Source organism: Peptoniphilus olsenii, from assembly GCF_040545475.1.
GTDB lineage: Bacteria > Bacillota > Clostridia > Tissierellales > Peptoniphilaceae > Peptoniphilus_A > Peptoniphilus_A olsenii.
This window is the reverse complement of the sequence record NZ_JBEPMA010000004.1, coordinates 115,100-139,564: the sequence shown is the minus strand read 5'-3', so window position 1 is coordinate 139,564 and position 24,465 is coordinate 115,100. Positions and strand designations below refer to the sequence as shown.

At 29.7% G+C, this 24,465-nt stretch carries 25 protein-coding genes; 2 read left to right on the top strand and 23 right to left on the bottom strand.

Translation table 11 applies throughout. The features are described 5' to 3' along the window. The first annotated feature begins 60 nt into the window (after window positions 1-60). On the top strand, window positions 61-585 hold the full coding sequence (locus ABID14_RS05030; protein ID WP_354367781.1) for a DUF4364 family protein: 525 nt from the start codon (window positions 61-63) through the stop codon (window positions 583-585). Window positions 586-790: 205 nt separating this feature from the next. On the opposite strand, the gene ABID14_RS05025 is transcribed toward ABID14_RS05030, so the two are convergent. The 6 genes from ABID14_RS05025 to ABID14_RS05000 are packed head-to-tail and all read right to left on the bottom strand — an operon-like array spanning window position 791 to window position 6,417. After that, window positions 791-1,231, bottom strand: coding sequence for an ATP synthase subunit B family protein (locus tag ABID14_RS05025; RefSeq protein ID WP_354367779.1), 441 nt, complete (start codon window positions 1,229-1,231; stop codon window positions 791-793). A 3-nt stretch (window positions 1,232-1,234) separates the two neighbouring features. Next, window positions 1,235-1,714: a pantetheine-phosphate adenylyltransferase gene (coaD, locus tag ABID14_RS05020; protein WP_354367777.1), complete on the bottom strand. Its 480-nt coding sequence runs from the start codon at window positions 1,712-1,714 to the stop codon at window positions 1,235-1,237. Next, window positions 1,711-2,253: a 16S rRNA (guanine(966)-N(2))-methyltransferase RsmD gene (rsmD, locus tag ABID14_RS05015; protein WP_354367775.1), complete on the bottom strand. Its 543-nt coding sequence runs from the start codon at window positions 2,251-2,253 to the stop codon at window positions 1,711-1,713. The genes coaD and rsmD overlap by 4 nt, the downstream gene beginning before the upstream one ends. A gap of 54 nt (window positions 2,254-2,307) precedes the next feature. Further along, window positions 2,308-4,338: an ATP-dependent DNA helicase RecG gene (gene recG / locus ABID14_RS05010; protein ID WP_354367773.1), complete on the bottom strand. Its 2,031-nt coding sequence runs from the start codon at window positions 4,336-4,338 to the stop codon at window positions 2,308-2,310. 46 nt (window positions 4,339-4,384) lie between these two features. Next, window positions 4,385-6,049 carry a DAK2 domain-containing protein gene (locus tag ABID14_RS05005; RefSeq protein WP_354367771.1) on the bottom strand — a complete coding sequence of 555 codons (1,665 nt, stop codon included), beginning with the start codon at window positions 6,047-6,049 and terminating at the stop codon, window positions 4,385-4,387. A 14-nt stretch (window positions 6,050-6,063) separates the two neighbouring features. Next, window positions 6,064-6,417, bottom strand: coding sequence for an Asp23/Gls24 family envelope stress response protein (locus tag ABID14_RS05000; protein WP_354367769.1), 354 nt, complete (start codon window positions 6,415-6,417; stop codon window positions 6,064-6,066). A 205-nt stretch (window positions 6,418-6,622) separates the two neighbouring features. Between ABID14_RS05000 and rpmB the strand changes: the two genes are divergently transcribed. Continuing rightward, entirely contained in the window at window positions 6,623-6,814 is a 192-nt protein-coding gene (rpmB, locus tag ABID14_RS04995; protein ID WP_354367767.1) for a 50S ribosomal protein L28, read from the top strand. A gap of 219 nt (window positions 6,815-7,033) precedes the next feature. Here rpmB and ABID14_RS04990 read toward each other — a convergent pair whose 3' ends face one another. From ABID14_RS04990 to leuS, 17 genes are all read right to left on the bottom strand, one after another. Continuing rightward, window positions 7,034-7,669: a thiamine diphosphokinase gene (locus tag ABID14_RS04990; RefSeq protein ID WP_354367765.1), complete on the bottom strand. Its 636-nt coding sequence runs from the start codon at window positions 7,667-7,669 to the stop codon at window positions 7,034-7,036. Then, entirely contained in the window at window positions 7,666-8,310 is a 645-nt protein-coding gene (gene rpe / locus ABID14_RS04985) for a ribulose-phosphate 3-epimerase (protein ID WP_354367763.1), read from the bottom strand. The genes ABID14_RS04990 and rpe overlap by 4 nt, the downstream gene beginning before the upstream one ends. Beyond that, window positions 8,307-9,167, bottom strand: a complete 861-nt coding sequence (rsgA, locus tag ABID14_RS04980; protein WP_354367761.1) for a ribosome small subunit-dependent GTPase A — start codon at window positions 9,165-9,167, stop codon at window positions 8,307-8,309. The genes rpe and rsgA overlap by 4 nt, the downstream gene beginning before the upstream one ends. Then, complete coding sequence (gene pknB, locus ABID14_RS04975; RefSeq protein ID WP_354367759.1) at window positions 9,167-11,149, bottom strand: Stk1 family PASTA domain-containing Ser/Thr kinase; 1,983 nt, start codon at window positions 11,147-11,149, stop codon at window positions 9,167-9,169. The genes rsgA and pknB overlap by 1 nt, the downstream gene beginning before the upstream one ends. 7 nt (window positions 11,150-11,156) lie before the next feature. Beyond that, on the bottom strand, window positions 11,157-11,873 hold the full coding sequence (locus ABID14_RS04970) for a Stp1/IreP family PP2C-type Ser/Thr phosphatase (protein WP_354367757.1): 717 nt from the start codon (window positions 11,871-11,873) through the stop codon (window positions 11,157-11,159). A gap of 5 nt (window positions 11,874-11,878) precedes the next feature. After that, complete coding sequence (gene rlmN, locus ABID14_RS04965; RefSeq protein WP_354367755.1) at window positions 11,879-12,895, bottom strand: dual-specificity RNA methyltransferase RlmN; 1,017 nt, start codon at window positions 12,893-12,895, stop codon at window positions 11,879-11,881. 66 nt (window positions 12,896-12,961) lie between these two features. Continuing rightward, window positions 12,962-14,275: a 16S rRNA (cytosine(967)-C(5))-methyltransferase RsmB gene (rsmB, locus tag ABID14_RS04960; RefSeq protein WP_354367753.1), complete on the bottom strand. Its 1,314-nt coding sequence runs from the start codon at window positions 14,273-14,275 to the stop codon at window positions 12,962-12,964. After that, window positions 14,272-14,964 carry a zinc metallopeptidase gene (locus tag ABID14_RS04955; RefSeq protein ID WP_354367751.1) on the bottom strand — a complete coding sequence of 231 codons (693 nt, stop codon included), beginning with the start codon at window positions 14,962-14,964 and terminating at the stop codon, window positions 14,272-14,274. The genes rsmB and ABID14_RS04955 overlap by 4 nt, the downstream gene beginning before the upstream one ends. A 1-nt stretch (window position 14,965) precedes the next feature. Then, window positions 14,966-15,892, bottom strand: coding sequence for a methionyl-tRNA formyltransferase (gene fmt / locus ABID14_RS04950; RefSeq protein ID WP_354367749.1), 927 nt, complete (start codon window positions 15,890-15,892; stop codon window positions 14,966-14,968). After that, complete coding sequence (gene def, locus ABID14_RS04945) at window positions 15,889-16,368, bottom strand: peptide deformylase (RefSeq protein WP_354367747.1); 480 nt, start codon at window positions 16,366-16,368, stop codon at window positions 15,889-15,891. Before def ends, fmt begins: the two co-directional genes overlap by 4 nt. A gap of 9 nt (window positions 16,369-16,377) precedes the next feature. After that, complete coding sequence (gene priA / locus ABID14_RS04940) at window positions 16,378-18,723, bottom strand: primosomal protein N' (RefSeq protein ID WP_354367745.1); 2,346 nt, start codon at window positions 18,721-18,723, stop codon at window positions 16,378-16,380. Window positions 18,724-18,752: 29 nt separating this feature from the next. Beyond that, window positions 18,753-19,946, bottom strand: a complete 1,194-nt coding sequence (gene coaBC / locus ABID14_RS04935) for a bifunctional phosphopantothenoylcysteine decarboxylase/phosphopantothenate--cysteine ligase CoaBC (RefSeq protein WP_354367743.1) — start codon at window positions 19,944-19,946, stop codon at window positions 18,753-18,755. Window position 19,947: 1 nt separating this feature from the next. Beyond that, the gene (rpoZ, locus tag ABID14_RS04930; protein WP_354367741.1) at window positions 19,948-20,253 is read right to left on the bottom strand and encodes a DNA-directed RNA polymerase subunit omega; all 306 of its coding nucleotides are present in this window, start codon (window positions 20,251-20,253) and stop codon (window positions 19,948-19,950) included. Beyond that, a complete protein-coding gene (gmk, locus tag ABID14_RS04925; RefSeq protein WP_354367739.1) occupies window positions 20,250-20,873 on the bottom strand; it encodes a guanylate kinase in 624 nt (207 codons plus the stop codon). The genes rpoZ and gmk overlap by 4 nt, the downstream gene beginning before the upstream one ends. A gap of 12 nt (window positions 20,874-20,885) precedes the next feature. Next, window positions 20,886-21,116 (bottom strand): extracellular matrix/biofilm biosynthesis regulator RemA family protein, encoded by a 231-nt coding sequence (locus ABID14_RS04920; protein WP_435529951.1) that lies wholly within the window; start codon window positions 21,114-21,116, stop codon window positions 20,886-20,888. Window positions 21,117-21,124: 8 nt separating this feature from the next. Continuing rightward, window positions 21,125-22,000, bottom strand: a complete 876-nt coding sequence (locus ABID14_RS04915; RefSeq protein WP_354367737.1) for a YicC/YloC family endoribonuclease — start codon at window positions 21,998-22,000, stop codon at window positions 21,125-21,127. Between the two features lie 49 nt (window positions 22,001-22,049). Beyond that, window positions 22,050-24,461, bottom strand: coding sequence for a leucine--tRNA ligase (gene leuS / locus ABID14_RS04910; protein ID WP_354367735.1), 2,412 nt, complete (start codon window positions 24,459-24,461; stop codon window positions 22,050-22,052). Between the last annotated feature and the right edge of the window lie 4 nt (window positions 24,462-24,465).

Below are 24,465 nucleotides of genomic sequence, written 5' to 3'. Positions count from 1 at the left end.
TAAAATTCATCAATTATTGATATTCTACCTTTTTTTAGATATAATTATCTTGGTGATTATATGAAAAACAACTCTTTTGAACTAGCACTTAATAAACTTCTAATACTGTATATAATCGATAATTTTAATCACAAATTAAAAGAAAATGATTTGAGCTACTTTATTTTAAATAACGAATTATTCAATTATTTTTATTTTAAACAATATGTATCTGAAATGGAATCTACTGGATTGATTTTATTTGACGATGACAAAAATTATTACTTGTCTTCAGATGGCAAACAAACACTAAATCTTTTTTATGAAAATATCCCAAAAGAAAATTTAGATTTTTTAATACCTAAAATAGAAGAATATAGACACGAATTAATACTAAAAAATTCAGTTAAAACGAAAATTCAATTAGAAAATAACATTTATTATGTTTATTTAAATATTAAAGATGGTGATGTTGATGTTTTAGACCTCAAAATTGAAGTTTCAGATGAGAAAATGGGGCAACAAATATCCTATAATTTTAAAAAACAGCCTCAGAAATTTTATCAAGATATTTTAAGGATTTTAATATCCAAAGATAGTAATTAATAGCGATTAAATTTTTAAATTATATTTATACAAAACTTATCTAAAAAATAATTTATAAAATATAAATTTTAACATGTATCTCTTCTCACAATGTATTAATATTTCAAAATTTTAGACGAGTTATTACAAATTCATTTTTAAAAGTTTTTAATTTTAAAGGCTCTAACAATATGCTAGAGCCTTTTTTCATATATAAAAAGATATATTATCCTCTTAATTCTTGTCTATTTTCATTTAACATTTTTATTATTTCAGATAGATTAACTTGAGTATTTTCAAGTAATTCATCTGCATAATCTCTTGCACCTTCTCTTATTTGAGTAGATTCTTCTTTAGCAGAAATTAGCATTTGATTAGCTCTTTCACTAGCTTCTCTTACTAATTCATCTTCTGCAATAATTTTTTCAGCATGAGATCTTGCTGCAGTCATAATTTTATCAGCTTCATCATGTGCACCACTTATAATGTTTTCCTTGTCTGCAGATATTTTTTGTGCTTCTGCAATTTCTCCCGGAATTTGAAGTTTGATTTCATTTAAAATTTCTAATATTTCTTCTCTCTCAATCATAACTTTATTTGTAAGTGGTATTTGAGATGCAGTTTCTACAAGATCCTCTAAATCTTCTACTAAGTCTGTTAAATTCATTTTTTACCTCCTATTTAATTTTTCTTTCATGGCTTCTCCCACAACTTTTGGCACAAATAAATCGGTATCCCCATTAAATGTGGAAACTTCTTTTGCCAGTGTAGAACTAACAAATAAATTTTCATTAGAAGCTAATAAAAAAACTGTCTCTACACCATCTTTGTAATGCATATTCGCCATTGCCAATGTATATTCATTAAAATAATCAGATGCTGATCTTAAGCCTCTAACTATTACATTGCAATTTTTCTTTTTAGCATAATCTACTAAAAGACCATCAAAAGAGTCAACTTCGACATTATCATAATCATCTAAAACTTTATGTAGAAGTTCTTTTCTTTCATCTACAGTAAAAAGTCCTTTTTTCGAAGTGTTGTCTAATACAGCAACTATAACTTCACCAAAAATATCTCTAGCTCTTTTTATAATATCTAAATGACCATTTGTAACAGGGTCAAAACTGCCCGCATAAATTACTTTCATCTATCCCATCCCCATATGGAAATTGAAGTGTTTCCATATTTTCTTGTTTTAATTTTTTTAAAACCATAAAAATCAGGTATTCCAATATCAGTCGCATATTCAACAACAACTGAGCCATCTTCTTTTAAAAGGTTGAAGTCATAAATAATTTTAAGACTCTTCCTATATAAATCTTCTCTATCAAATGGTGGATCTAGATATATATAGTCAAATTTAATATCTAGCGTTTTAAGCTTGCCTATATTTCCCTTTAAAAGAACAGCATAATCAGAAAACTTTGCCTTTTTTAGGTTTTCTTTTAAAATTTTAATGGCATCATCAGAGTTATCCAAAAAATAAGCAACTTCCGCTCCTCTTGACAAAAATTCAATACCATTGGCACCACTTCCACAAAAAATATCCAAGACTTCAGCCCCTGGAAAATTTTGACCTAATATATTAAATACCGATTCCTTCACTTTATCAGAAGTTGGCCTAGTATCTAAACCTTTAGGAGCATTTAATTTTAATCCTCTTCTACTTCCAGAAATTACCCTCATAACGCCTCCAAATCATTACTATTTTAACATATCAGTGTAAATAATAAAAGATTATTAGTTTAAATCTCTATAAAAATCAAGTATTTCATTATTTAAATAAGAATATTCATCTGTATTTAAAAATTTATCTTTTGAAAGTATATTTTTTGCCTCTAAAGCTGCATATCTAAGAATTTCCTTGTCACGAATAGGGTCTGCCAATCTAAGATTTGGGATACCTGATTGTCTAATTCCAAAAATATCTCCAAAACCTCTCATCTCTAAATCCTTTTGTGCAATATAAAATCCATCAGTAGAGTCTTGCATTATTTGCATCCTTTGCCACGAATTTTCTGAATCCGATAAATTATAGAGGATACAATATGCTTGTGCATCACCCCTTCCAACTCTTCCCCTAAGCTGATGAAGAGTTGAAAGTCCAAACCTTTCGGCATTGTAGACCATCATTACAGTTGCATTTGGCACATTGACTCCAACTTCTACAACTGTAGTAGATACAAGAAGATTAATTTTATTTTGCGAAAAATCATCCATTATTTTATTCTTCTCTTCTGGTTTCATCTTTCCATGAATTAGTGCCAAATTATAGTTGCTAAAAAATTTAGACAAATCAGAATAAACTTTTTCAACAGATTGAAGATTTTGAAACTCTTCATTATCTTCAATTAGTGAACAAATAACATAGGCTTGATGCCCCTTTTCAAGCTCTGATTTTATAAATTGTTTAGATTTATATAACATATTTTCATTTATAGCTAAAGTTTTTACCGGTTTTCTACCAACTGGCATTGTATTTATAATAGAAACATCTAAATCAGCATACATAACTAAAGATAGCGAACGTGGAATTGGAGTAGCACTCATTACAAGTGTTGCCGCATCTTTATCTTTATTCTGCAATAAGTTTCTTTGAACTACTCCAAATCTATGCTGTTCATCGATTACATTTAAACCTAACTTTTTGAACTTTACATTTTCTTCAATTAAAGCATGTGTGCCAATTAAAATATCTATTGCACCTATTTCTAAATTTGTAAGAATATCATTTTTCACTCTCTTGGGTGTTGAACCTACTATAAGTGCAACTTTTACTCCTAAGGGTTCTAATAATTCTGTGAATGATTCTAGATGTTGTTTTGCAAGTATTTCTGTGGGTGCCATTATTGTAGACTGGAATCCATTGAGATAAGCTAAATACATGATAATTATCGCAACAATGGTTTTACCACTTCCAACATCCCCCTGGATAAGCCTATTTATAGTTCGCCCATTTCTCATATCTTCGAATATTTCCTCAACGACCTTTTGTTGACCTAGAGTTAAATTAAAAGGTAAATTCTCAATAAAACTAAATATTCTATCATCTAAATTAAATTTAATTGATTCTGCATCTTTTTTTTGAACTTTATTTTTAAGAATAGATAATTCAAATAAAAAAAGTTCTTCAAAAATAAGTCTTTGTCTAGCCGAAATATAAGCGGATCTGCTTTTTGGATAATGAATGTTTTTAATTGCTTCATTTTTTTCTATAAGTCTGTATTTATCTCTAATATATTTAGGCAAATTTTCTTCAAATAAATTAAGATTTATAACTTGACTTACTGAATATTCAATATTATTGTTAAATATTCCATTGGTAAGTTTATAAATAGGAGAAATCTTTCCTAATTTTTTAACATTTTCTACTGGTTCAAATTCAGGACTAGTTAAAGTTAAGCGCCCTTTAAAGAACTCAGATTTTCCATAAAAAAGATAAGTTTTTCCTACTTTTATTTGAGACCGAAAATATCTAGCATTAAAAAAAGTTATTTCAGCCTCACCAGTTTCATCTTCAGCAAGATAACTTAAAATATTTAATCCTCTTCTTATATTTCGATCTTGGAGTTTGGCGATAATTTTAAGTTTAAAGGTATTTTTATTTCCCATTATTCCCTGGTTGAGTTTAAGTATTCTTGAGGAATCTTCGTATCTTCTAGGATAATACATAAGCAAATCTTTAATTGTATATATGTCAAGTTTGTGATAAAGATTAGCTCTTTTTGGACCTACCTGTTTTAATTTTGTAACTTTATCATTTAAATTCATAACTACCTCTATGTAAAAAGCCTAAAGTCAAACTTTAGGCTAAATTTCATTCTAAAGAAATTATATAATAATAAATTGGTTGTTCTCCCCAAATTAAATCCACATCTATATCAGGATATTTTTCCTCTATTTTATCTCTTAATTCTTCAGCATCTTCTTTGACAATATCTTCTCCATAATATAAAGTTACTAGAGAAATTTCATCATTCATCAAATTTTTAACTGTGTCAAAAGTAACTTTATCAATGTCATTGCCGCATTCAATAATCTCTTTTGAAGCTAAACCGATTATATCATCTTTATGAACTTCTTTGCCATTTATTTTAGTATCTCTTACCGCATAAGTCACTGATGCATCTGTTATTGATTTAAGAGCATCCGTCATTTGTTTAGTATTTTCTTCAATTGTATTATTTTCATTGAATGCAAGAATTGCAGCTATACCTTGTGGCACTGATTTTGACGGAATTACAATAATATTTCTCGTTGAAATATCACGTGCTTGCTCAGCAGAAAGAATAATATTACTGTTATTTGGTATCAAAAATACAGTTTTTCCTCCCACTTTTTCAATACCTTTTAATAAATCTTCTGTAGAAGGATTCATTGTTTGTCCGCCAGTTACAACATAATCTACTCCAATAGATTTAAAAGTCTCTGTCATACCTTTTCCCATAGATACAGTGATAAAAGAAATTTCTTTTTCCTCTATTGTTTCTTCAGCTTCTTCTTTTTCTTTTGCTTCGGCAACTTCACTTTCATCAAATAAAACTTCTCTATGTTGAAATCGCATATTATCTATTTTAATATCTTGTAATAGTCCTAATTCACAAGCATGTTGTAAAACTACTCCAGGATCATTAGTGTGAATATGAACCTTAATAATTTCAGTTCCAGCTCCTCCCACAACTAAAAGACAATCACCAAGAGGAGATAATTTTTCTCTAAAAGCATCAATATCATCGTAATCAGTATTAATAATAAATTCAGTGCAATATCCATATTTAATATCTGTATTTGCTTCTGTAAATTTTATCTCTTGCTGAGCTTTCTTTTTCATCACTTCGTCTTCTGATTGCTCAAGGATTTCTTCACCTTTCAAAAATCTAAGCGATCCTTCTAATAAAACTACAAGTCCTTTACCACCAGCATCTACAACACCAGCTTCTTTCAAAACACTTAATTTATTAGGAGTATCCTCAAGCGATTTATTGGCTTCTTTTATAACATCTTCTAAAAATCTAATAAAATCTTTATACTTCTTATGATTTCTCCATGCAAAATCCGCAGTTTCACGTCCCACCGTTAAAATTGTACCTTCAATGGGTTTCATTACTGCTTTGTACGTTGTTTCACTAGCTTTCTTAAAAGCTTCTGTAATATCGGTAATATTGGCCTCATCAACATTTTCCAAACCTTCCGCAAATCCTCTTAGAAGTTGAGAAAGGATAACACCACTATTTCCTCTTGCTCCCATAAGAGCACCTCGTGCTGCTGCCTGAGCTACGTCTTTGACAAAAAATTCGCCTTCTAAACTATCAATTTGCTTAAGGGCAGATTTTGCAGTAAGACTCATATTAGTCCCTGTATCTCCATCAGGTACAGGAAAAACATTTAATTTATTTACCTCATTTTTTCGAGAAATAAGGTAATTTACAGCCCCTTTAAAAACATCTTTTAATAAAGGACCGTCAATTTTCTTAATTTCCAAAACCTAACCTCCAACTATTTAAGTCTAATGCCTTCTACTAAAATTTGAATATTGTCTACAACAAGACCTGTTAAATCTTCAACATTATACTTAACTCTTTCAATAATATTTTCACCAACAGTTGAAATTTTCACTCCATATTCAAGAATAACATGAAGTTCAATATTAATTTCATTATTTTCAGTATTAACTTTAATTCCTTTTGAAAGATTTTCGAATCTCAATAATTCGAAAATTCCATCAGCGGCATTTTTTGATGCCATTCCAACAATACCATAGCTTTCCATTGCAGAAATACCTGCTATATTAGCTATTACATTATCATCTATAACTACATTTCCAAGTTCACGATTTATGATTGCCGGCATTAGGGCACCTCCTTATCTTTTTATTATATCAGAATAACCTTTAAAATAACAGAATTATCTCTTATATGCACCCAATACATATTCTAATATTTAACCAATTTTTTAAAAAAATAATAAATATTTGGAAAATTTTGTCAAATTAATTTGCATTAGTTGTAAATTTTTGATAAAATAATGGTTGCGTAATAACCAAAGGAGGTGCAGCATGGCAAAAAGATGTGATATTTGTGGAAAAGAAAAAGTATTTGGCAATAGAATTTCCTTCTCTCACTCTCGTTCTAACAGAAGTTGGGCTCCTAATATTAGAAGAGTAAAAGCTGTAGTAGATGGTACACCTAAAAGAATTAATGTATGTACTAGATGTTTGAGATCTGGAAAAGTTCAAAGAGCAATATGAATTTAGGGTCTTGGTTAAGATCCTTTTTTTATTGCTTTTTTTTATAAATTAAAAAAGTTTAACAACACTTGTTTATATTTAATAAAAAAATTTAAATAACTATTTATTTTAATAATATATCTTTTAATATTAAAAACCCCTAATTCTTGTTAAGATTTAGGGGACAGTCCAAACAAACTATGCCAGATTCTAAATTTTTTAATATCTTTTTTATCAAATCTAATCTCTAGACAAAATAATAAAGGCTTCTCCTTTTTTTATCTCAATAGTTCCTTCATCATTAATCATCTCATTACTAACACCCAAACTAGGATTTTTATAATTTAAAATTTTTCCTTTGACTTCATACACAAACCCAGTAGTTGAATAAATTGTTTCAGCTGAAGAACTAACTACTGAAATATATTTTTTATTACCTTTTTTTAAATTATATATACCTTTCTCAGCATAATATACTTCATTATTATCATCTTCAATCTTTGATTTTATATTTCTTTTATATAAACTTTTTAATAAATTTAAATTTGCCAATTCATGATCTAACCTTGTGCCAAGTGCTCCCAAAATTACAATATCTTTAAAATGATTTTTCACTAAATACTCCACACACAAATGAGTATCAGTCAAATCTTTTTTTACAGGAAACTTGTATATTTTTATACCAATATCATTTACATATTTTAAAGTTTCTCCATTTATTGAATCTAAATCACCTATCACTAAATTTGCTCTCAAATTATAGTTTTTTAATAATTCAGCTCCACTATCTGCTATAATTATATATCTGTCTGAATATTTTTCTATTAAATATTTTGAAACTTTTCTGCCACCAGAAATTAAAAGGGCCTTTTTCATAATAAGCCCTTAAATTTTCTAATATTTTCTCTTGTATTTTTACCATCGAATATAGCAGAACCAGCTACCAATATATCTGCACCTGCATCTAATACTTTTTTTGCATTATTTAATTTAATTCCACCATCAACCTCTATCATAGTCTCTAATTTTCTCTTCTCAATTAAATCTCTAATAGAGTTAATTTTTCTAAGAGAATTATCAATAAAACTTTGACCGCCAAAACCAGGATTTACACTCATCACAAGAACGAGATCTAAATCCTCAATGGTATAGTCTAGAACATCAATTGATTGATGTGGATTAATTGCTAGCCCAGCTTTTAATCCAAAAGACTTGATTAAAGAAATAGTTCTATTTAGATGAATTGTTGAATCAGGATGAATAGTAATAATTTCCGAACCCACTTTTGCAAATTCTTCTATAAATTTTTCTGGATTATTAATCATAAGATGGGTGTCAAAACAAATGTCTGTAAGTGTTCTAAGACTTTTTATAACACCAGGACCAAAAGATATGTTTGGTACATAATTTCCATCCATTATATCTAAATGTATAAAGTTAACTTGTTCCTCATTCATTATATTAAATTCTTTTTCTAAGTTACTAAAATTTGCCGAAAGTATAGATGGTGATATCATTTGTATTCTCCTCTACTTTTTAATTCTTGAAAAATCTGCCTATAATTTTCGTATCTCGAATTGGCAATTTCTCCATTTAAGACTGCTTCTTTTACCCCACATTTTGGCTCATTGATATGATTACAATTATTAAATTTACATAAATTTTTATATTTATCAAATTCCCTAAAATATAATTTTAAGTGTTCATAATCAATATTTAAGTCAATTGAAGAAAATCCCGGTGTATCGAATATATAGATATTATCTGAGTATATTAACTCCACATGTCTTGTAGTATGTTTTCCACGTTTCGTTTTGTTTGATATTTTTCCTATTTCAACTTCTTTGTTCAAAATATTAGATGTTAATGAAGACTTTCCTGCACCACTTACTCCACAAAGTGCAACAGTTTTGTCGTTTAAATATTCTTTTAATTCTGCTAAGTATTTATCCGTAATTGCCGAAATAGTAAATGTTTTAAACCCAGATTTATCATATATATTATAAAGATTTTTAGCATCGTCTTCATCTAAATCTTTTTTGTTAATTACAACAGCAATATCTATACCTTCGAATTCAGCTTGTACTATAGTTTTATCAATTAACATTAGATTATATTTTGGATCTTTTACAGGCACTACTATTAAAGCTGTATCCACATTTGCCACACGTGGTCTTGTGAGCATATTTTTTCTGGGATATACTTTTTCAATATATCCCAGACTATTTTCTTCATACTTAAATTCTACATTGTCGCCAACGATTGGAGCAACATTTTGATGTCTAAAGTTACCTCTAGCACGAGTTTCATATATTTGGTCGCCTGCCTTTATATAATAAAAGCCACCAGTTAATTTAATGATTTTACCTTTCATTATTTCACTACTTCAGTCTTAACAAGACTATCGTCCACATAAATTTCGTATTCACCTGGTCCAACTAATTCTACATTAGAAGTTTCGCCTGGATCAATATTGTAATCCCAAACTTTACTTCCATCATTATTTCCATTATAATCTTTTATTCGTCTTGCAATAACTTTATGAGTTTGTCCATCATCTGGAACCTTAACTTTAACATAATTTACTTGATTAAAATCTGTTTTATTTTCTTTAGTTTCATCGTCCTCTTCTATTTCTGTATCATTTTTCGCACCTTCTGATACATAAATCGTTACGGTATCACCTTTTTTCACAGTTTCACCAGATTTTGGTTCCATATCATAAACTTGTCCTACATCAACTTTATTACTAGTTCCAGTTTTTATAACAACATCTATTCCCAAATCTTTAAGTTGACTTACTACATCATTTTGATCAATTCCCGTGTAATTGCTAAGCTTAATTGGTGTATCATCAATTCCTTTAGAAACTACAACCTTTACTGCAGAACCTCTATTGACAGAATATCCACTTTCAGGATTTGATGAAATTATCTTGCCTTTTTCAACTTCTTCATTAAATTCTTCTTCAACTGTTCCTAGCTTTAAAGAATTTTCCTCAAGAGCTTTTTTAGCTTCTTCTAAAGAAAGGCCTCTTAGTGGTGGAACTGGTGATGTGTCAGGCAACTCATTTATTTCTAAAGTTATTGTGGAACCTTTTTCTACCTCTTCTCCTTTATCAGGATTTTGACTAAGCACAATACCATCTGGCTGTGTTTCATCTTCGGAAGTTTTTACAGACATTGTAAGACCTTGAGCATTTAAAAGTTCTTCAGCTTCTTGTCTAGTTTTTCCGACATAGCTTTCTACAATTATTTTTTCAACTTCATTTGAATCATTCATTCCTTTAATTGCCTTAGGAACGATATATACCAATAGTGCAATTATCACAATTGCAGAAAATATTCCAAGAATAGCTGGTGCTACAGATTTTTTCTTTTTTACCCTCTTTTGCCTAGAAGGCTTTGGCTCATCTGTTTGTATAGGTTTTTTGTTAGACCTGTTATATCTATTATTAATTAGTGGTGGTGTGACTACAGCAGTTCTATCATTACCTGTATTAACTGTGTTATTCGTTATTGACCTTGTCCCCATAGTATAACCTTTTATATCTTTTATTAATTCAAAGACATCAGCATACCTTTTATTTGGAACTTTATCAGTCATTTTTAAAACAAGATGATCCACATCTGGACTTAGACTCCTTATAGTATCAGATGGTCTAGGCATAGGAGACTGCACTTGCATAAGTGCGACTGATACAGGATTATCAGCATCAAAAGGTAGTTTTCCTGTTAACATCTCATATAATACAATTCCCAATGAATAAATATCTGATCGATTGTCAACTTTGACGCCTCGTGCTTGTTCTGGAGAAAAATAATGTACTGAACCCATAACAGCATTAGTTGCAGTAACAGTAGTATTATCAGCAACTCTTGCAATACCAAAATCAGTAACTTTTACTCTATCATCTCTAGTAACCATTATATTTTGAGATTTTATATCTCGATGAACAATATGTTTTGAATGAGCAACTTTAAGAGCTTCGGCGATTTGTATACAATAATTTAAAGCTCGCTTTTCTGAAAGTCTTCCTTCATCGTTTATAAGTTCTTTTAAAGTTTTACCATCAATAAATTCCATTACTATATAATGAACTTCTTGATCATCCATTATCTCACTACCTACATCATAAATACTAACAATATTAGGATGAGATATACTTGCCGCAGCAAGGGACTCTCTTTTAAATTTTCTAATAAAATTGTTGTCTTCATTGTACTCCATTTTTAATACTTTAATTGCAACAATTCTATCTAATCTTCTATCATGGGCTTTAAATACATTACCCATGCCACCTGTGCCAATTTTTTCTAATATTTCATATCTATTTGCTAATACTTTATTTATCATGCCACACCTACTCGTTATATATTAAAATAAATGTAATATTATCCATTCCACCATTCTTTAATGCAAGTTCTAATAATTTATCTCGAGCGATTTCCGGTGAATTATTTTTTACAATTTTATATATTTCATTATCTGAAACCATATTAGTAAGACCATCAGAGCACAAAAGAATAATTTCATTTTCAGCTAATTTTAAGTTATTAACTAAAACATCAACATCATCATTTGTACCTAAAGCCCTAGTAAGTACATTTTTCTTGGGATGAACTTTAGCTTCGTCTTCAGTAATTTCGCCTATTTCCAATAAATAGTTGACGAAAGAATCATCTCTAGTTAACTGTTCAATATTCTCTTTAATTGAGTAAATTCTTGAATCTCCTACATTAGAGTATATAAATGTATCTTTCAATATATAGCCCATTGATACAGTTGTTCCCATACCTCTAAAATCATCTATATTTTTAGATTTTGTAAAGATTTCTAAATTAGCATCTTTAATTGATTCAACTGTCATGTCCATTATATCCTCAATCTTAGGATTTATGGGTAATTTTTCAAAATCTTTGGCAATTATTTCAGTAGCCATAGTAGAAGCGGTTTCGCCAGCTAAATGTCCTCCCATTCCATCTGCCAAAACAAATAGCTTCTTTGAAGAATCTACATAATAACTATCTTCATTATTTTTCCTGTAGTTGCCCACATTTGTAGCATAAACTACTTTCATAAATTTCACCTCTTGACTCTGCGCCTTAGTTGTCCACATGAAGCGCTAATGTCTGAACCTAACTCTCTTCTAATAGTTACATTCATATTTTCATTTTCTAATTTATTCTTAAAAGTTTGAATTCCAAAAGAATTAGGTCTTTTTTCATTAAATTCTTCTATAGGATTAAGTGGAATTAAATTTATATGAGTTTTCAAACCATGCGTAAAAATTTTTAATTCTTTAACATTAGAATCTTTATCATTTTGTCCTTCGATTAAGGTATATTCAAAAGTTATTCTATTATTCGTCTTATCTTGATAATATATCAATGCTTTTTTTAAAGCTTCCAAGTTGAATTTTCTGTTTATAGGCATCAGTTTAGATCTATCAGTGTCATTGGTCTGATGTAAACTAACAGCTAAATTAATAGGAATATCCTCATCTGCTAAATCCCTGATTTTATCAGCTAAACCACAAGTAGATAAAGTAATATTCCTATAGCTAAGATTGTGTCCTTTTTCATCATGGAGTAGTCTGATAAATCGAATAACTTCATCATAATTATCTAAAGGTTCTCCACTACCCATAAGTATAACATTACTAATTGTAATATTGAAATGATTTTCAACAGCGTAGATTTGACCTAACATCTCAGAAGCACTCAAATTTCTGATAACTCCATCTTTTGTTGAAGCACAAAAACCACAACTCATTTTACAACCCACTTGTGTGGATATGCACTGAGAATAACCAAATTTGTATTTCATCAATACGCCTTCTATTAGATTATCATCTTCTAATTTGAAAAGCATTTTTCTTGTCTCGTCAATTTCAGACGAATACATTTTATATATTTCAATTGTTGTAATTTTCTCATTCTTTATAATTTCTAAAGCTTTTGCTGATAAATTTGAATTTTCGATATCAATTCTTTTTTTATCATGCAAAAATGTAAATAGCTGATTGCCTCTAAATGATTTTTCGCCTTTGGAAACAAAAAAATCGCGTAATTCATCTATATACATAGAATTTAAATCCATTTAATCACCTATAATCCCATATATTATACCACTGAACTATAAACAATAGAAACAAAAATGTAAAAATTAAGAAAGTCTTTGACTATTTTTTACGAGCATAGTCATTGAAAATCCATCACTATTATTAATATGAGGAAACATTTTATAAGTATCTTTATTCTCAATTTTTTTTATCACAAAATTTGAATTATTCTTCAAAAATTGTGTTATTACATCTTCATTTTCAATTTTAGAAACAGAACAAGTAGAATATAATAAAATTCCACCAGTTTTAATATAGTTTTTGGCATTTTCTAATATTTCTAATTGGATTTCAGATAATTGTTTAATATCAGCAATATCTTTATTCCATTTTATATCTGGTTTCTTGCGATATAAACCTATAGCTGAGCAGGGAGCATCTACTAGACAATAATCAAATTTATTCACAAAATTATCATTATTAACTTGTGCGTCATTGACTTTTGTAATTATATTTGTTACTCCTAGTCTACTAGCATTACTTTTAATAATATTAATCTTAGCTTTATTCTTGTCGCAAGCTACTATCTGACCAGTATTTCCCATCAAAGCAGATAAATGTGTGCTTTTCCCTCCAGGAGCTGCACATAAATCCAAAACCTGCGAGTTAGGTGTAGGATTTAAATAAACTGAAACCAAGATAGAAGCTAAATCTTGAACATAAAAATATCCTTCTTTAAATAGCAAACTATCTATTATTCCTTCAGGATTCTTTATATTTAGAGCAAATTTATACGGAGTTTCTTCATAACTAAAACCCTCTTCTAAAAGCTTTTTTATGAAGCTTTCTCTATCAGTTTTTATAGTATTTATTCTAATCGTAAAGGGAGGGATTTGATTATTGGCCTTTAGCAACTTTTTAGCAAAATCCTCTGAATAATTATTATAAAAAAAATCAGTATAAAACTTAGGGTGCGAATAATATGTGCTTAAATTATCTATACTGTCTTTTATTTTGACTTGTGGCATTTCATTATTTTTAGATATAGCTCTTAATATTCCATTTACAAAACCAACAGAACCACGATTGCCATAAATCTTAGCTAATTCTACCGATTCAGAAACTATCGAATAATTTGGAACTCTATCTAAAAAAAACATCTGATATATTGCCATTTCTAGTATAGTTAAAATTATCTTGTGAATTTTATTAAATTTAATCTTAGAATTAGTTTTTATAACATAATCTAAATACGTTCTATTTCGTACTACGCCAGTAGTAATTTCACGAATAAAGGTGTAGTCCCTGTTATCTAACTTAGATTGTTTTAATATTTCTAATTGTTCTTCTAAAAAAGCACCTTTATAAAATACATCATTTAGAATTAACAAAGCTTTTTCTCTAGTAGTCTTTTTCAATCTCTTCTACCACCAAAAATACTTAGTAGTCTTAAAAATTGACCAATTGCCACTAAAGTTGCAGCTAAATAAGTTAGCGCAGCTGCACTTAATACTTTTTCCGTCCCTTTTAGGTCTTCTTCAGCTAATATTCCATTGGCTAGTTCTCTTTTTGCTCTGTTTGAAGCATTGTATTCTACTGGCAAAGTAACTATTTGAAATAAAACAGCAAAAAAGAACAAACTTACCCCTAATTTTATCCAAAATATAGAAAATATAAAGCCTAAAATAATAAAAATATAACTGAGCTGTGTTCCTAAGTTTGCCAAAGGTACTAAAGTTGCCCTAATTTTAAGAGGTACATATCCTTGTGCATGTTGCAGAGCATGACCCACCTCATGAGCAGCTATAGAAATTGAAGATATAGAACTATTTCTGTACACATCATCAGATAAGTTCAAAGTTTTATTCCTAGGATCATAATGATCTGTCAAAGTGCCATTTATTTTTCTTATTGTAACATCAGTTAGCCCATTTCTGTCTAATATTTCTCTTGCAGCCTCAGCTCCTGTCATATAAGTTGAAGCTGAAACTTTTCTATATTTATTATATGCAGAACTAATTTTGGCTTGAGCATACATAGCTAGAAGTATACCAGGTAAAATATAAATCAAATAATTAAATCCATAAAAACCATTATATCCATACATTTTAGTTGCCTCCTATTAAATATCCCTTTTCAAAAGAATTACCTCTCAAAAAGTCCTCAATATTCATTACTTTCTTGCCAGGGGCTTGTATTTCTTTGACTGAAATAGCAGCATCTAAAGTCTTAATTAAAAAAGAATTGCTCGATTTTAATATAGTTCCAGGCATAATTTCTCGATTTTCTTCGATAATCTCAGCCCGATATATTTTAAATAGCTTATCTTTGTAGAAAAATCTTGCTCCATATTTTGGGCTTAAACCACGAATTTGGTTGACTAAATCTTTAGATTTATTATTAAAATCTAATTTTAATGTGTTTTTATCAATCTTTTCAGCATAAGTTTTTTGGCTATCATCTTGAGGTATGAAATTTATTTTTTCTAATTCTGCTTCCTTAATGAATTCTTCGAGTAAATCAGCACCAAGCATAGATAGTTTATGCTCTAACTGACCTGCATTCATATCATCAATATAAATTTCTTTAACATGACTTACTCCGCCACTATCAAGTCCTTTTTCTACTTGCATTAAACTAACACCTGTTTTTTCAAAACCCTCTATTATAGCTCTGTTGATAGGAGCAGCACCTCTTAGTTTAGGCAATAAAGACGCATGCACATTTACTATATATTTCTTACCAAGCTTTAGTATCTCATCATTTAATATCTGGCCATAAGCAACAACCACAATGATATCTGCTTCTTGAGATTTTAATTTCAGAATTGATTCTTCTGAATTGATATCTGCTGGCTGATAAACTTCGAGACCTAGTTTCTGAGCCTTTAGTTTAACTGGTGTCTCTTTAATCTTTTTACCTCTGCCTTTTCTCTTATCTTCTTGAGAAACAACTAGAGAAATTTCGCCTAGATTATTAAGTCGTTCTAAAATTGGTACAGCAAACTCAGGAGTACCCATAAATATAAATTTCATCGCTTAGCCTCTTTTGGAATATATATGTCTATAGCTTTGTCTGTAAAAAGTATACCATCTAAATGATCAACTTCATGCTGAATAATTCTAGCAAAATAATCTCTTGCATTTAAACTTTTCTTTTCGCCCTGAAGATTCATATATTCTACATCAATATCTGTGGCTCTCTTAACACTACCTTGTTTTAACGGAACTGAAAGACAACCTTCTATATCGCAATCTTCCCCTTCTTTACGAGTTATTACAGGGTTTATCATACACATTCGTTTTCTATTTTCTTCTTCTCTGTCATCTACTACAATAACTCTTTTAAGAATGCCAACTTGAGGAGCTGCCAATCCAACTCCTGGTGCTTCATCCATAGTTTCAAACATATCATCAATTAATATTTTTAATCTATCGTCAAATTTAGAAACCTCTTTTGAAGTTTTTCTTAAAAGAGGGTCAGAATCAGTTCTTATTACTCTTTTTGCCATTTTATCACCTTAAAATTCTATATTTAAATATACTTTTAATTCATCTTTTATTTTACTATTTATTATTACCCGATTTAATATGTCAAGTAACAAAGTAAGCTCTTTGGGGCTTATCTTTATAGTAAATTTTGTTTTATATCTTTGTTTTATTTTCGGCATTTTTATCAAATTTGTAACTTTGATATTAATACCTTTAGAGTTTTCGCCAATTAGTTTTAATATCTTATCTGTCCATTTATAAGATAAATTTTCATCAATTGAAGAAACTTCAATATCTATTAGTTTTGTAAAAGGAGGATATTCATAAAGTTTCCTTTCAGAAAGCTCATAATCATAAAAATCTTCAAAATCGCCTTGAGCAGAAAATTTAATTACATCACTTGTCGGATTATAAGTCTGTATTATAACCTCGCCTTTTTTTGAAGCTCTACCTGCTCTACCTGATACTTGCGTTATCAATTGAAATGTATTCTCTGTAGCTCTATAGTCAGAAACATACATAGATAAATCAGCAGCTATTATACCAACTAATGTTACATTTTCAAAATCAAAACCTTTGGAAATCATTTGTGTTCCTACAATTATATCAGCTTTACCATCCTTTATATTCTTATAAAATTTATCATAAGAATTTTTCTTTGAGGTAGTGTCTCTGTCCATTCTCAAAACTCTAGCATTTGGAAATAATTTTTTAACTTCTTCTTCAACTTTTTGGGTTCCTATCCCAAATTGCTTAATAAATTTTGATCCACAGCTTGGACATTTATGTGGCAATAGCTTTGTACTTCCGCAATAATGACAAATTAACCTTGATTTAGATTTATGATAAGTCATAGATATATCGCAATTATCACATTTTATAACCTCGCCACAAGATCTGCAAGATATAAAATTCGAAAAACCTCTCCTATTTAAAAATAGGATAATTTGTTCTTTATCTTTGAGTTTTTGATTAATTGAATCCTGTAATTCTTTACTAAATATGGAGATATTTCCTTTGATTAACTCATCTCGCATATCTACTATTGTAGTCTTTGGCAGAACTGCCCCTTTAGTGGCTCTATTTTTTAAAGTTTGTAAATTATAAATGTTTTTTTCTGCACAAAAATAGCTTTCAATTGAAGGGGTTGCAGAACCTAAAAGAACTTTACCTTTATTTTTCATTCTCATTATTGCAACTTCAATAGTGTCATACTTTAAATTATCATGAAAACTATATGAAGAATCGTGAGATTCATCTATGATAATCATCTTCAAATTTTTAAATGGTACAAATACCGCAGATCTCACACCTACTACTATATTTACTTCTCCATTTAAGACTTTTCTATATTCATCATATCTTTCACCTGAAGATAATTTTGAATGTATGATGGCTACTTTATTTCCAAATCTATTTTTAAATCTATCTATCATTTGCGGGGTAAGTCCAATCTCTGGAACTAAAACTATTACATCCCCACCTTGCTCTATAACTCTTTTTACAAGATGTAAATAAACCTCAGTTTTTCCACTTCCTGTGAGACCATATAGAAGCGAAACTTCTTTCTTGGTTTTGAGAATGTTTTTATATGCCCTTTGTTGCTCCTCATTTAGCCTGTGTGAGTTACTAATTGTTCTTACAGTTTGTGGAGTCCTAGAAACTTCTTTTTTGAACTCTTCTATTAGTCCTCTTTCAATTAATGTTTTAATTGGCGAGTAAGAAATCTGAAGATTTTGCATCAATTCTTTCCTTGATACTTGAGATTTATCCTTAATATAATTAAAAACCTGTATCTGTTTATCTGTCAAATCTTCCATCAATTTTAAATCAATATTTTTAGATATCTTAATAAAATTTAGCATTTTAGGTTTGATTTCTGTTATAGGCAAATATTTATATTTTATATAATTTTTCTTTCTTAGACCGGCAATTATATTTTTTTCATTGTCTTCTAAATCTTCATAAAAAGTATTTAAATTAATTGAGTTTAATTTTTTAAGATCATCACCTGATGGATATTTGATAATTTCAATCTTTTTTTTAATTTTCTGCAAATTACCAGGCGGCAAAATAGGAGCAAATGCTTTTGAATAACCTACTAAATATCTATCCTTCATCCATAATCCAAGTTCTATTAAATCATCTGAAATTATAGGTTCATCATCTAATACTTTTTCAATTTTCTTTAATTTATTTAAATAATTTCCTTTATAGTCTTTATATGTTTTTAAAATAATCCCCACTCTGTAGCTATTTCCAAAACTAACGAGGACTCTTTTTCCAACTCCAATATTCATATCACTATCAGCAATATATGTATATAAAGAATCTATTTTTTGAAAATTATTTTCAATAAAAATATCAACAAACATCTCTTCACCTACAAAAGAGCTAGATTTCTCTAGCTCATAAGTTTTTGTACTCTGTCTAAAATTTCATTTGCAAGTTCTTTTTTACTCATTATTTCTAAATCAGTTGTACTGTTTTTATCGATAATTGAAACAATATTCGTGTCAGTGCCAAAACCAGCACCTTCTTTCTTAATATTATTTACTACTATCATATCAAAATTCTTTTTATCCAACTTTTCTTTTGCGTATTGATAAATATTTGTAGATTCTGCTGCAAATCCTACAATTATCTGATTTTTCTTCAATGCACCATAATGAAGAGCGATATCTGGATTTTTTTCCATTTCAATATTATCTAAATCACCCTGTGCAGTTTTTTTAATTTTCTCATCCGAATAATGTTTTGGGCGGTAATCCGCAGGCGCAGCTGATTTTATTAATACATCTGCCTTATCAAAAAATTCACCAACAGCTTCAAACATATCTCTTGTAGTTTTTACAGAAACAAAATTATCTACCTTAGGCACTTGTATAGTAGTTGGACCTGAAATGAGAGTAACTTTAGCCCCACGTTTTTTAGCATTTTCAGCTAAAGCATAGCCCATTTTGCCAGAAGAATGATTTGTCAAATACCTCACTGGATCGAGCGGCTCAATAGTAGGACCCGCAGTTATCACGATATTTTTGCCTTTCAAATCTTTTTTTGCAAGAGCTGTATCAATCTCATTAACAATTTCTTTTGGTTCCAGCATTTTGCCACTTCCATAATCATTGCATGCAAGTATATCAGTAGCAGTATCTAAAACAATTACTCCACGTTCTTTTAGAATATCCAAGTTATTTTGGTTAGCTTTCGAGTTTAGCATTACCGTATTCATACCTGGAGCAATCATCACTGGACATCTTGAAGCCATAAGGATTGTCGTGAGCATATCATCTGATATCCCATTTGCAAATTTTCCAATAACATTGGCAGTTGCTGGAGCAATAACTATTATATCTGCCCATTTAGCAAGAGAAATGTGTTCAACATCCATATTAAACAGCTGATTAAACATTTCTAAATGACACACATTGTTCGACATAGTTTGAAAAGTTAGGGGTGTCACAAATTTAGTAGCATTTTCAGTCATTACTACTTTTACTTCTGCTCCTTGTTTTCTCAAAAGGCTACAAATTCCAGGAGATTTATAAGCCGCAATACCTCCAGTAACACCCAGTAGAATATTTTTGTTTTTTAACATTTTATTCCTCTTCGTAGTCACCTTGTGAATTTATTTCGCTATATGATTCGTTTTTTAATTTTTCAATTAGAAAAGCTCTTTCTTCTTTAATCTTTTCATTATATTTATAATCAGACATAGGCTTGCCAAATTTAATCTTACCAGCCATCACTTCTTCTATTGCTACAGTAACTGGTTTTTGATTTTTTGTCTCTACAAGTTTAGGATTATTATCCACTAATTTTCTAGCTCTTTTTGAAACCAACATCACAAGTTCATAGCGAGAACTTGTCTTTTCTCTAATTTCTTTAAAAGATGGTATTATCATTTTTTATTCTTCCTCTCTTCTGCTTGCACTTCTCTTTTAATATCTTTGTGTCTTTTAACACGCAATTTTTCTGCTGCTATTATATCTTCTATATCATTAACAGCATTCTCAATAACATCGTTAATTACAAAGTAATCATATTCTCCAACAAAATCTAATTCCTTAAAGGCATTTCTATATCTTGTTTCTATTTCATCTTCTGTTTCAGTATCTCTTTTTACAAGTCTTGATTTTAATTCATCCATAGTAGGCGGAATTAAAAATACAAAGACAGCATCCTTATATTTTTTCTTAACTTGTAAAGCTCCTTGCACATCTATTTCTAAAAGGACTATTTCCCCTTTATCAATTTCATCAAAAACAAACTTCTTAGGCGTTCCATAATAATTTGTATGCACAAAAGCGTGCTCTAGAAGTTCATCATTATCTACCATTCTTTCAAATTCTTCTATTGAGGTGAAAAAGTAGTTTTCACCATTTATTTCCCCAGGGCGAGGAGTCCTTGTAGTTACTGATGTAGAAAAAATAATATCATCATTTTTTTCCATTAAAGCTTGACTTACTGTACCCTTTCCTGAACCAGAAGGTCCTGAAAGAACTAATAAAAATCCTCCGTCCAAATTATCACCATCCTAATCATTTTTTATTCTCGAATATATTGTTTGAGGTGCAACACTCGCTAGAATTATTTGTGTATTATCCATAACAACTATAGATCTTGTCCTTCTTCCATATGTTGCATCTATTACATTGTTTTTTTCTCTCGAATCGCTAATAAGTCTTTTTAAAGGAGCAGAATCTGGAGAAAGAACAGCTATAATTCTAGATTCATTGATCATATTTCCAAAACCAATATTAATCATACAAACTCCTATTCAACATTTTGTACTTGTTCTCGAAGTTTTTCTATTTCAGATTTTAACTCCACTACTAAATTTAAAATTTCAATATCATTTGATTTAGAACCAATAGTATTTGCTTCCCTATTAAATTCTTGTAATAAAAAATCTAATTTACGACCTACGACTGTATTAGATTCAATTATATCATTAAAATTCTTAACATGTATATTTAATCTAGTAATTTCCTCATCTATTGATAATTTATCTAATAAGATCGCAATTTCTGTTAAAATCCTCGATTCTTCAATTTGACTTTCTTCTAGATATTTTTTAATTCTATTTTTTAATTTATCTTCATTTTCTTGTAAGGTTATAGGTTCTCTTAGTTTAATTTTACCAACTAATTGTTCTATATTTAATAATTTAACTTTAAAATCTTCCTTTATTTTTAGTCCTTCTTTTTCTCTCATATATATTAAGTTGTTTACAGCTTCGTCTACAACTTGTAGCAAGGAATCTTTAACAAAATTCGTATCAAATTCTCTTTGAGATATTTTTACCACATCAGGAAGAGAAAGTATTTTTGAAGTTGTGATATCATTTTGCATATCATATTTAGAACTCATAATTATACCTGCATCATAATACTTTTTAGCTAATTCATAATCAACTTCAATATTTAAATCATCAGAATTCAAAAAATCAAAACTAATAAATACATCAACTTTGCCACGGTTTAATTTTTTCTTTATAAGACTTTTCACATCTTCTTCGGTATATGTGATAAATCTTGGCATTCTTGGATTGATATCTAGATACCTATTATTAACAGATTTAATCTCAATTTTAATTTGAAAATTTTCATCTTTTTGCTCGCCTAAACCATAACCTGTCATACTTTTCATTTAAACTCTCCTTAGAGAATAATAAGCACTAATTAAAGTGCTTATCATATTATTTTACAACTATATTTAAAATTTTATTAGGAATATAAATTCTCTTTATAACCTTTTTTGATTCAACATTGCGATTAAATAAATCGTCAGACTCGGCAATTTTTAGAACTTCATCTTCAGATGCATCTCTATGAATCTTTATAGTAAATCTTACTTTTCCGTTAAATTGCACTGGAATTTCAATTTCATTGTCTATTGTCTTTGACTCATCAAATTTAGGCCAAGCCATTTCATTTAAAACTCCACCCAACTCACAAATTTCCCACATTTCTTCAGTAATGTGCGGTGCCACAGGATTTAGAAGTATCAAAAATGTCCTCAAGTCTTCTTTTGTAATTTTGCCTAAATCGTTAAATTCGTTAGCGAGGCTCATGAGTTGTGCAATAGCTGTATTTGCCTTTAGATTTGGATAATCACTTGTGACCTTTTTAATAGTTTTATGAATTTCAGAAACTAGCTCTTCACTGTATTGCTCTCCATCAGTTAATATATCTTGCAGGTTCCAAACTCTTTCCATAAATCTACGGCAGCCTTTCACACCATTTTCAGACCATGGAACAGGTTTTTCAAAATCACCTATAAACATCTCATAGCATCTGAGGGTATCGGCACCATATTCGTTAACAATATCATCTGGATTTATAACATTGCCTCTAGATTTGGACATTTTTTCGTTATTCGATCCAAGTATCATACCATGAGAAGTTCTTTTAGCATAAGGTTCTTTAGTAGGAACAACTCCTATATCATATAAGAACTTATGCCAGAATCTAGAATAAAGAAGGTGTAAAGTTGTGTGTTCCATTCCGCCATTGTACCAATCTACAGGTGTCCAATATCGAAGTGCCTCTTTACTTGCAAGCTCTTTATCATTTTTAGGATCAGTGTATCTTAAAAAATACCAAGATGAACCTGCCCATTGTGGCATAGTATCCGTTTCCCTTTTTGCCGGAGAACCACATTTTGGACAAGTAGTATTTACCCAATCAGTCATTTTTGCAAGAGGTGACTCACCTGAATCTGTTGGCTCATAATTTTCAACCTCTGGCAAAAGTAGAGGTAAATCTTCCTCTGATAGAGGAACATAGCCGCATTTTTCACAATGTACTACTGGAATTGGTTCCCCCCAATACCTTTGTCTAGAAAATACCCAGTCACGCAATTTATAATTGACTTTTCTTTCTCCAATTTTATTTTCTTCTAAATAATCAATCATTTTTCCAATGGCATCTTTAACTTCAAGGCCATTTAAAAATCCAGAATTAATCATTTTTCCAGTAGAGGTATCAGTATTTGCAGCTTCACTTAAATCGCTGCCTTCAATGACAGGAATTATATCTAGCTTAAATTTCTTGGCAAAATCATAATCTCTATCATCGTGTCCAGGAACTGCCATTATCGCACCAGTTCCATAACCCATCATAACATAGTCAGATATCCAAACTGGAATTTCTTTATCAGTTAATGGATTAATTGCTCTAATTCCTTTAACTTCTACACCGGTTTTATTTTTTTCAAATTGAGTTCTTTCAAAATCACTCTTTTTAGAAACTTCCTCACGATAATTCTTGATTTCTTCTAAATTTTCAATTTTATTGCTATATTTATCAATTATTGGATGTTCTGGTGCTATAACCATATATGTTGAACCAAAAATAGTATCAGGTCTAGTTGTAAATACTTCAAGTTTTTCATCAATATCTTTCAAGTTGAAAAATATACTTGCACCTTCACTTCTTCCAATCCAATTTTTTTGTTGAGCTACAACTCTGTCTATGAAATCAAGACCATCTAAATCTTCTATAAGTCTATCAGCATATTCAGTAATCTTAAGCATCCATTGACTTTTAACTTTTCTGACAACTACATGTCCGCATCTTTCACATTTGCCACCAATAACTTCTTCGTTAGAAAGTCCTACTTTACAAGAAGGACACCAGTTAATCGGCATTTCTTTTTTATATGCCAGTCCTTTATTAAATAATTGAAGAAAAATCCATTGAGTCCACTTATAATAATTTGGATCAGTAGTATTTATTTCCCTTGACCAGTCAAAAGAAAAACCAATTGATTTTAATTGACGTTTGAAGTGATCCACATTATTTTTAGTTACAACTGCTGGATGTATTTTATTTTTAATAGCAAAATTTTCAGTAGGAAGACCAAAAGCATCCCAACCCATAGGATATAAAACATTATACCCCTGCATTCTTTTCATTCTTGAAACTATATCAAGAGCAGTATATGGTCTTGGATGACCAACATGAAGGCCTTGCCCAGAAGGATATGGAAACTCTACTAATGCGTAAAATTTTTCTTTCTCAGAATTGTTTTCACATACAAAAGTTTCGTGTTCATCCCAAAAGTCTTGCCACTTTTTTTCAATTATATTTGGTTTATATTCTCTCATTATT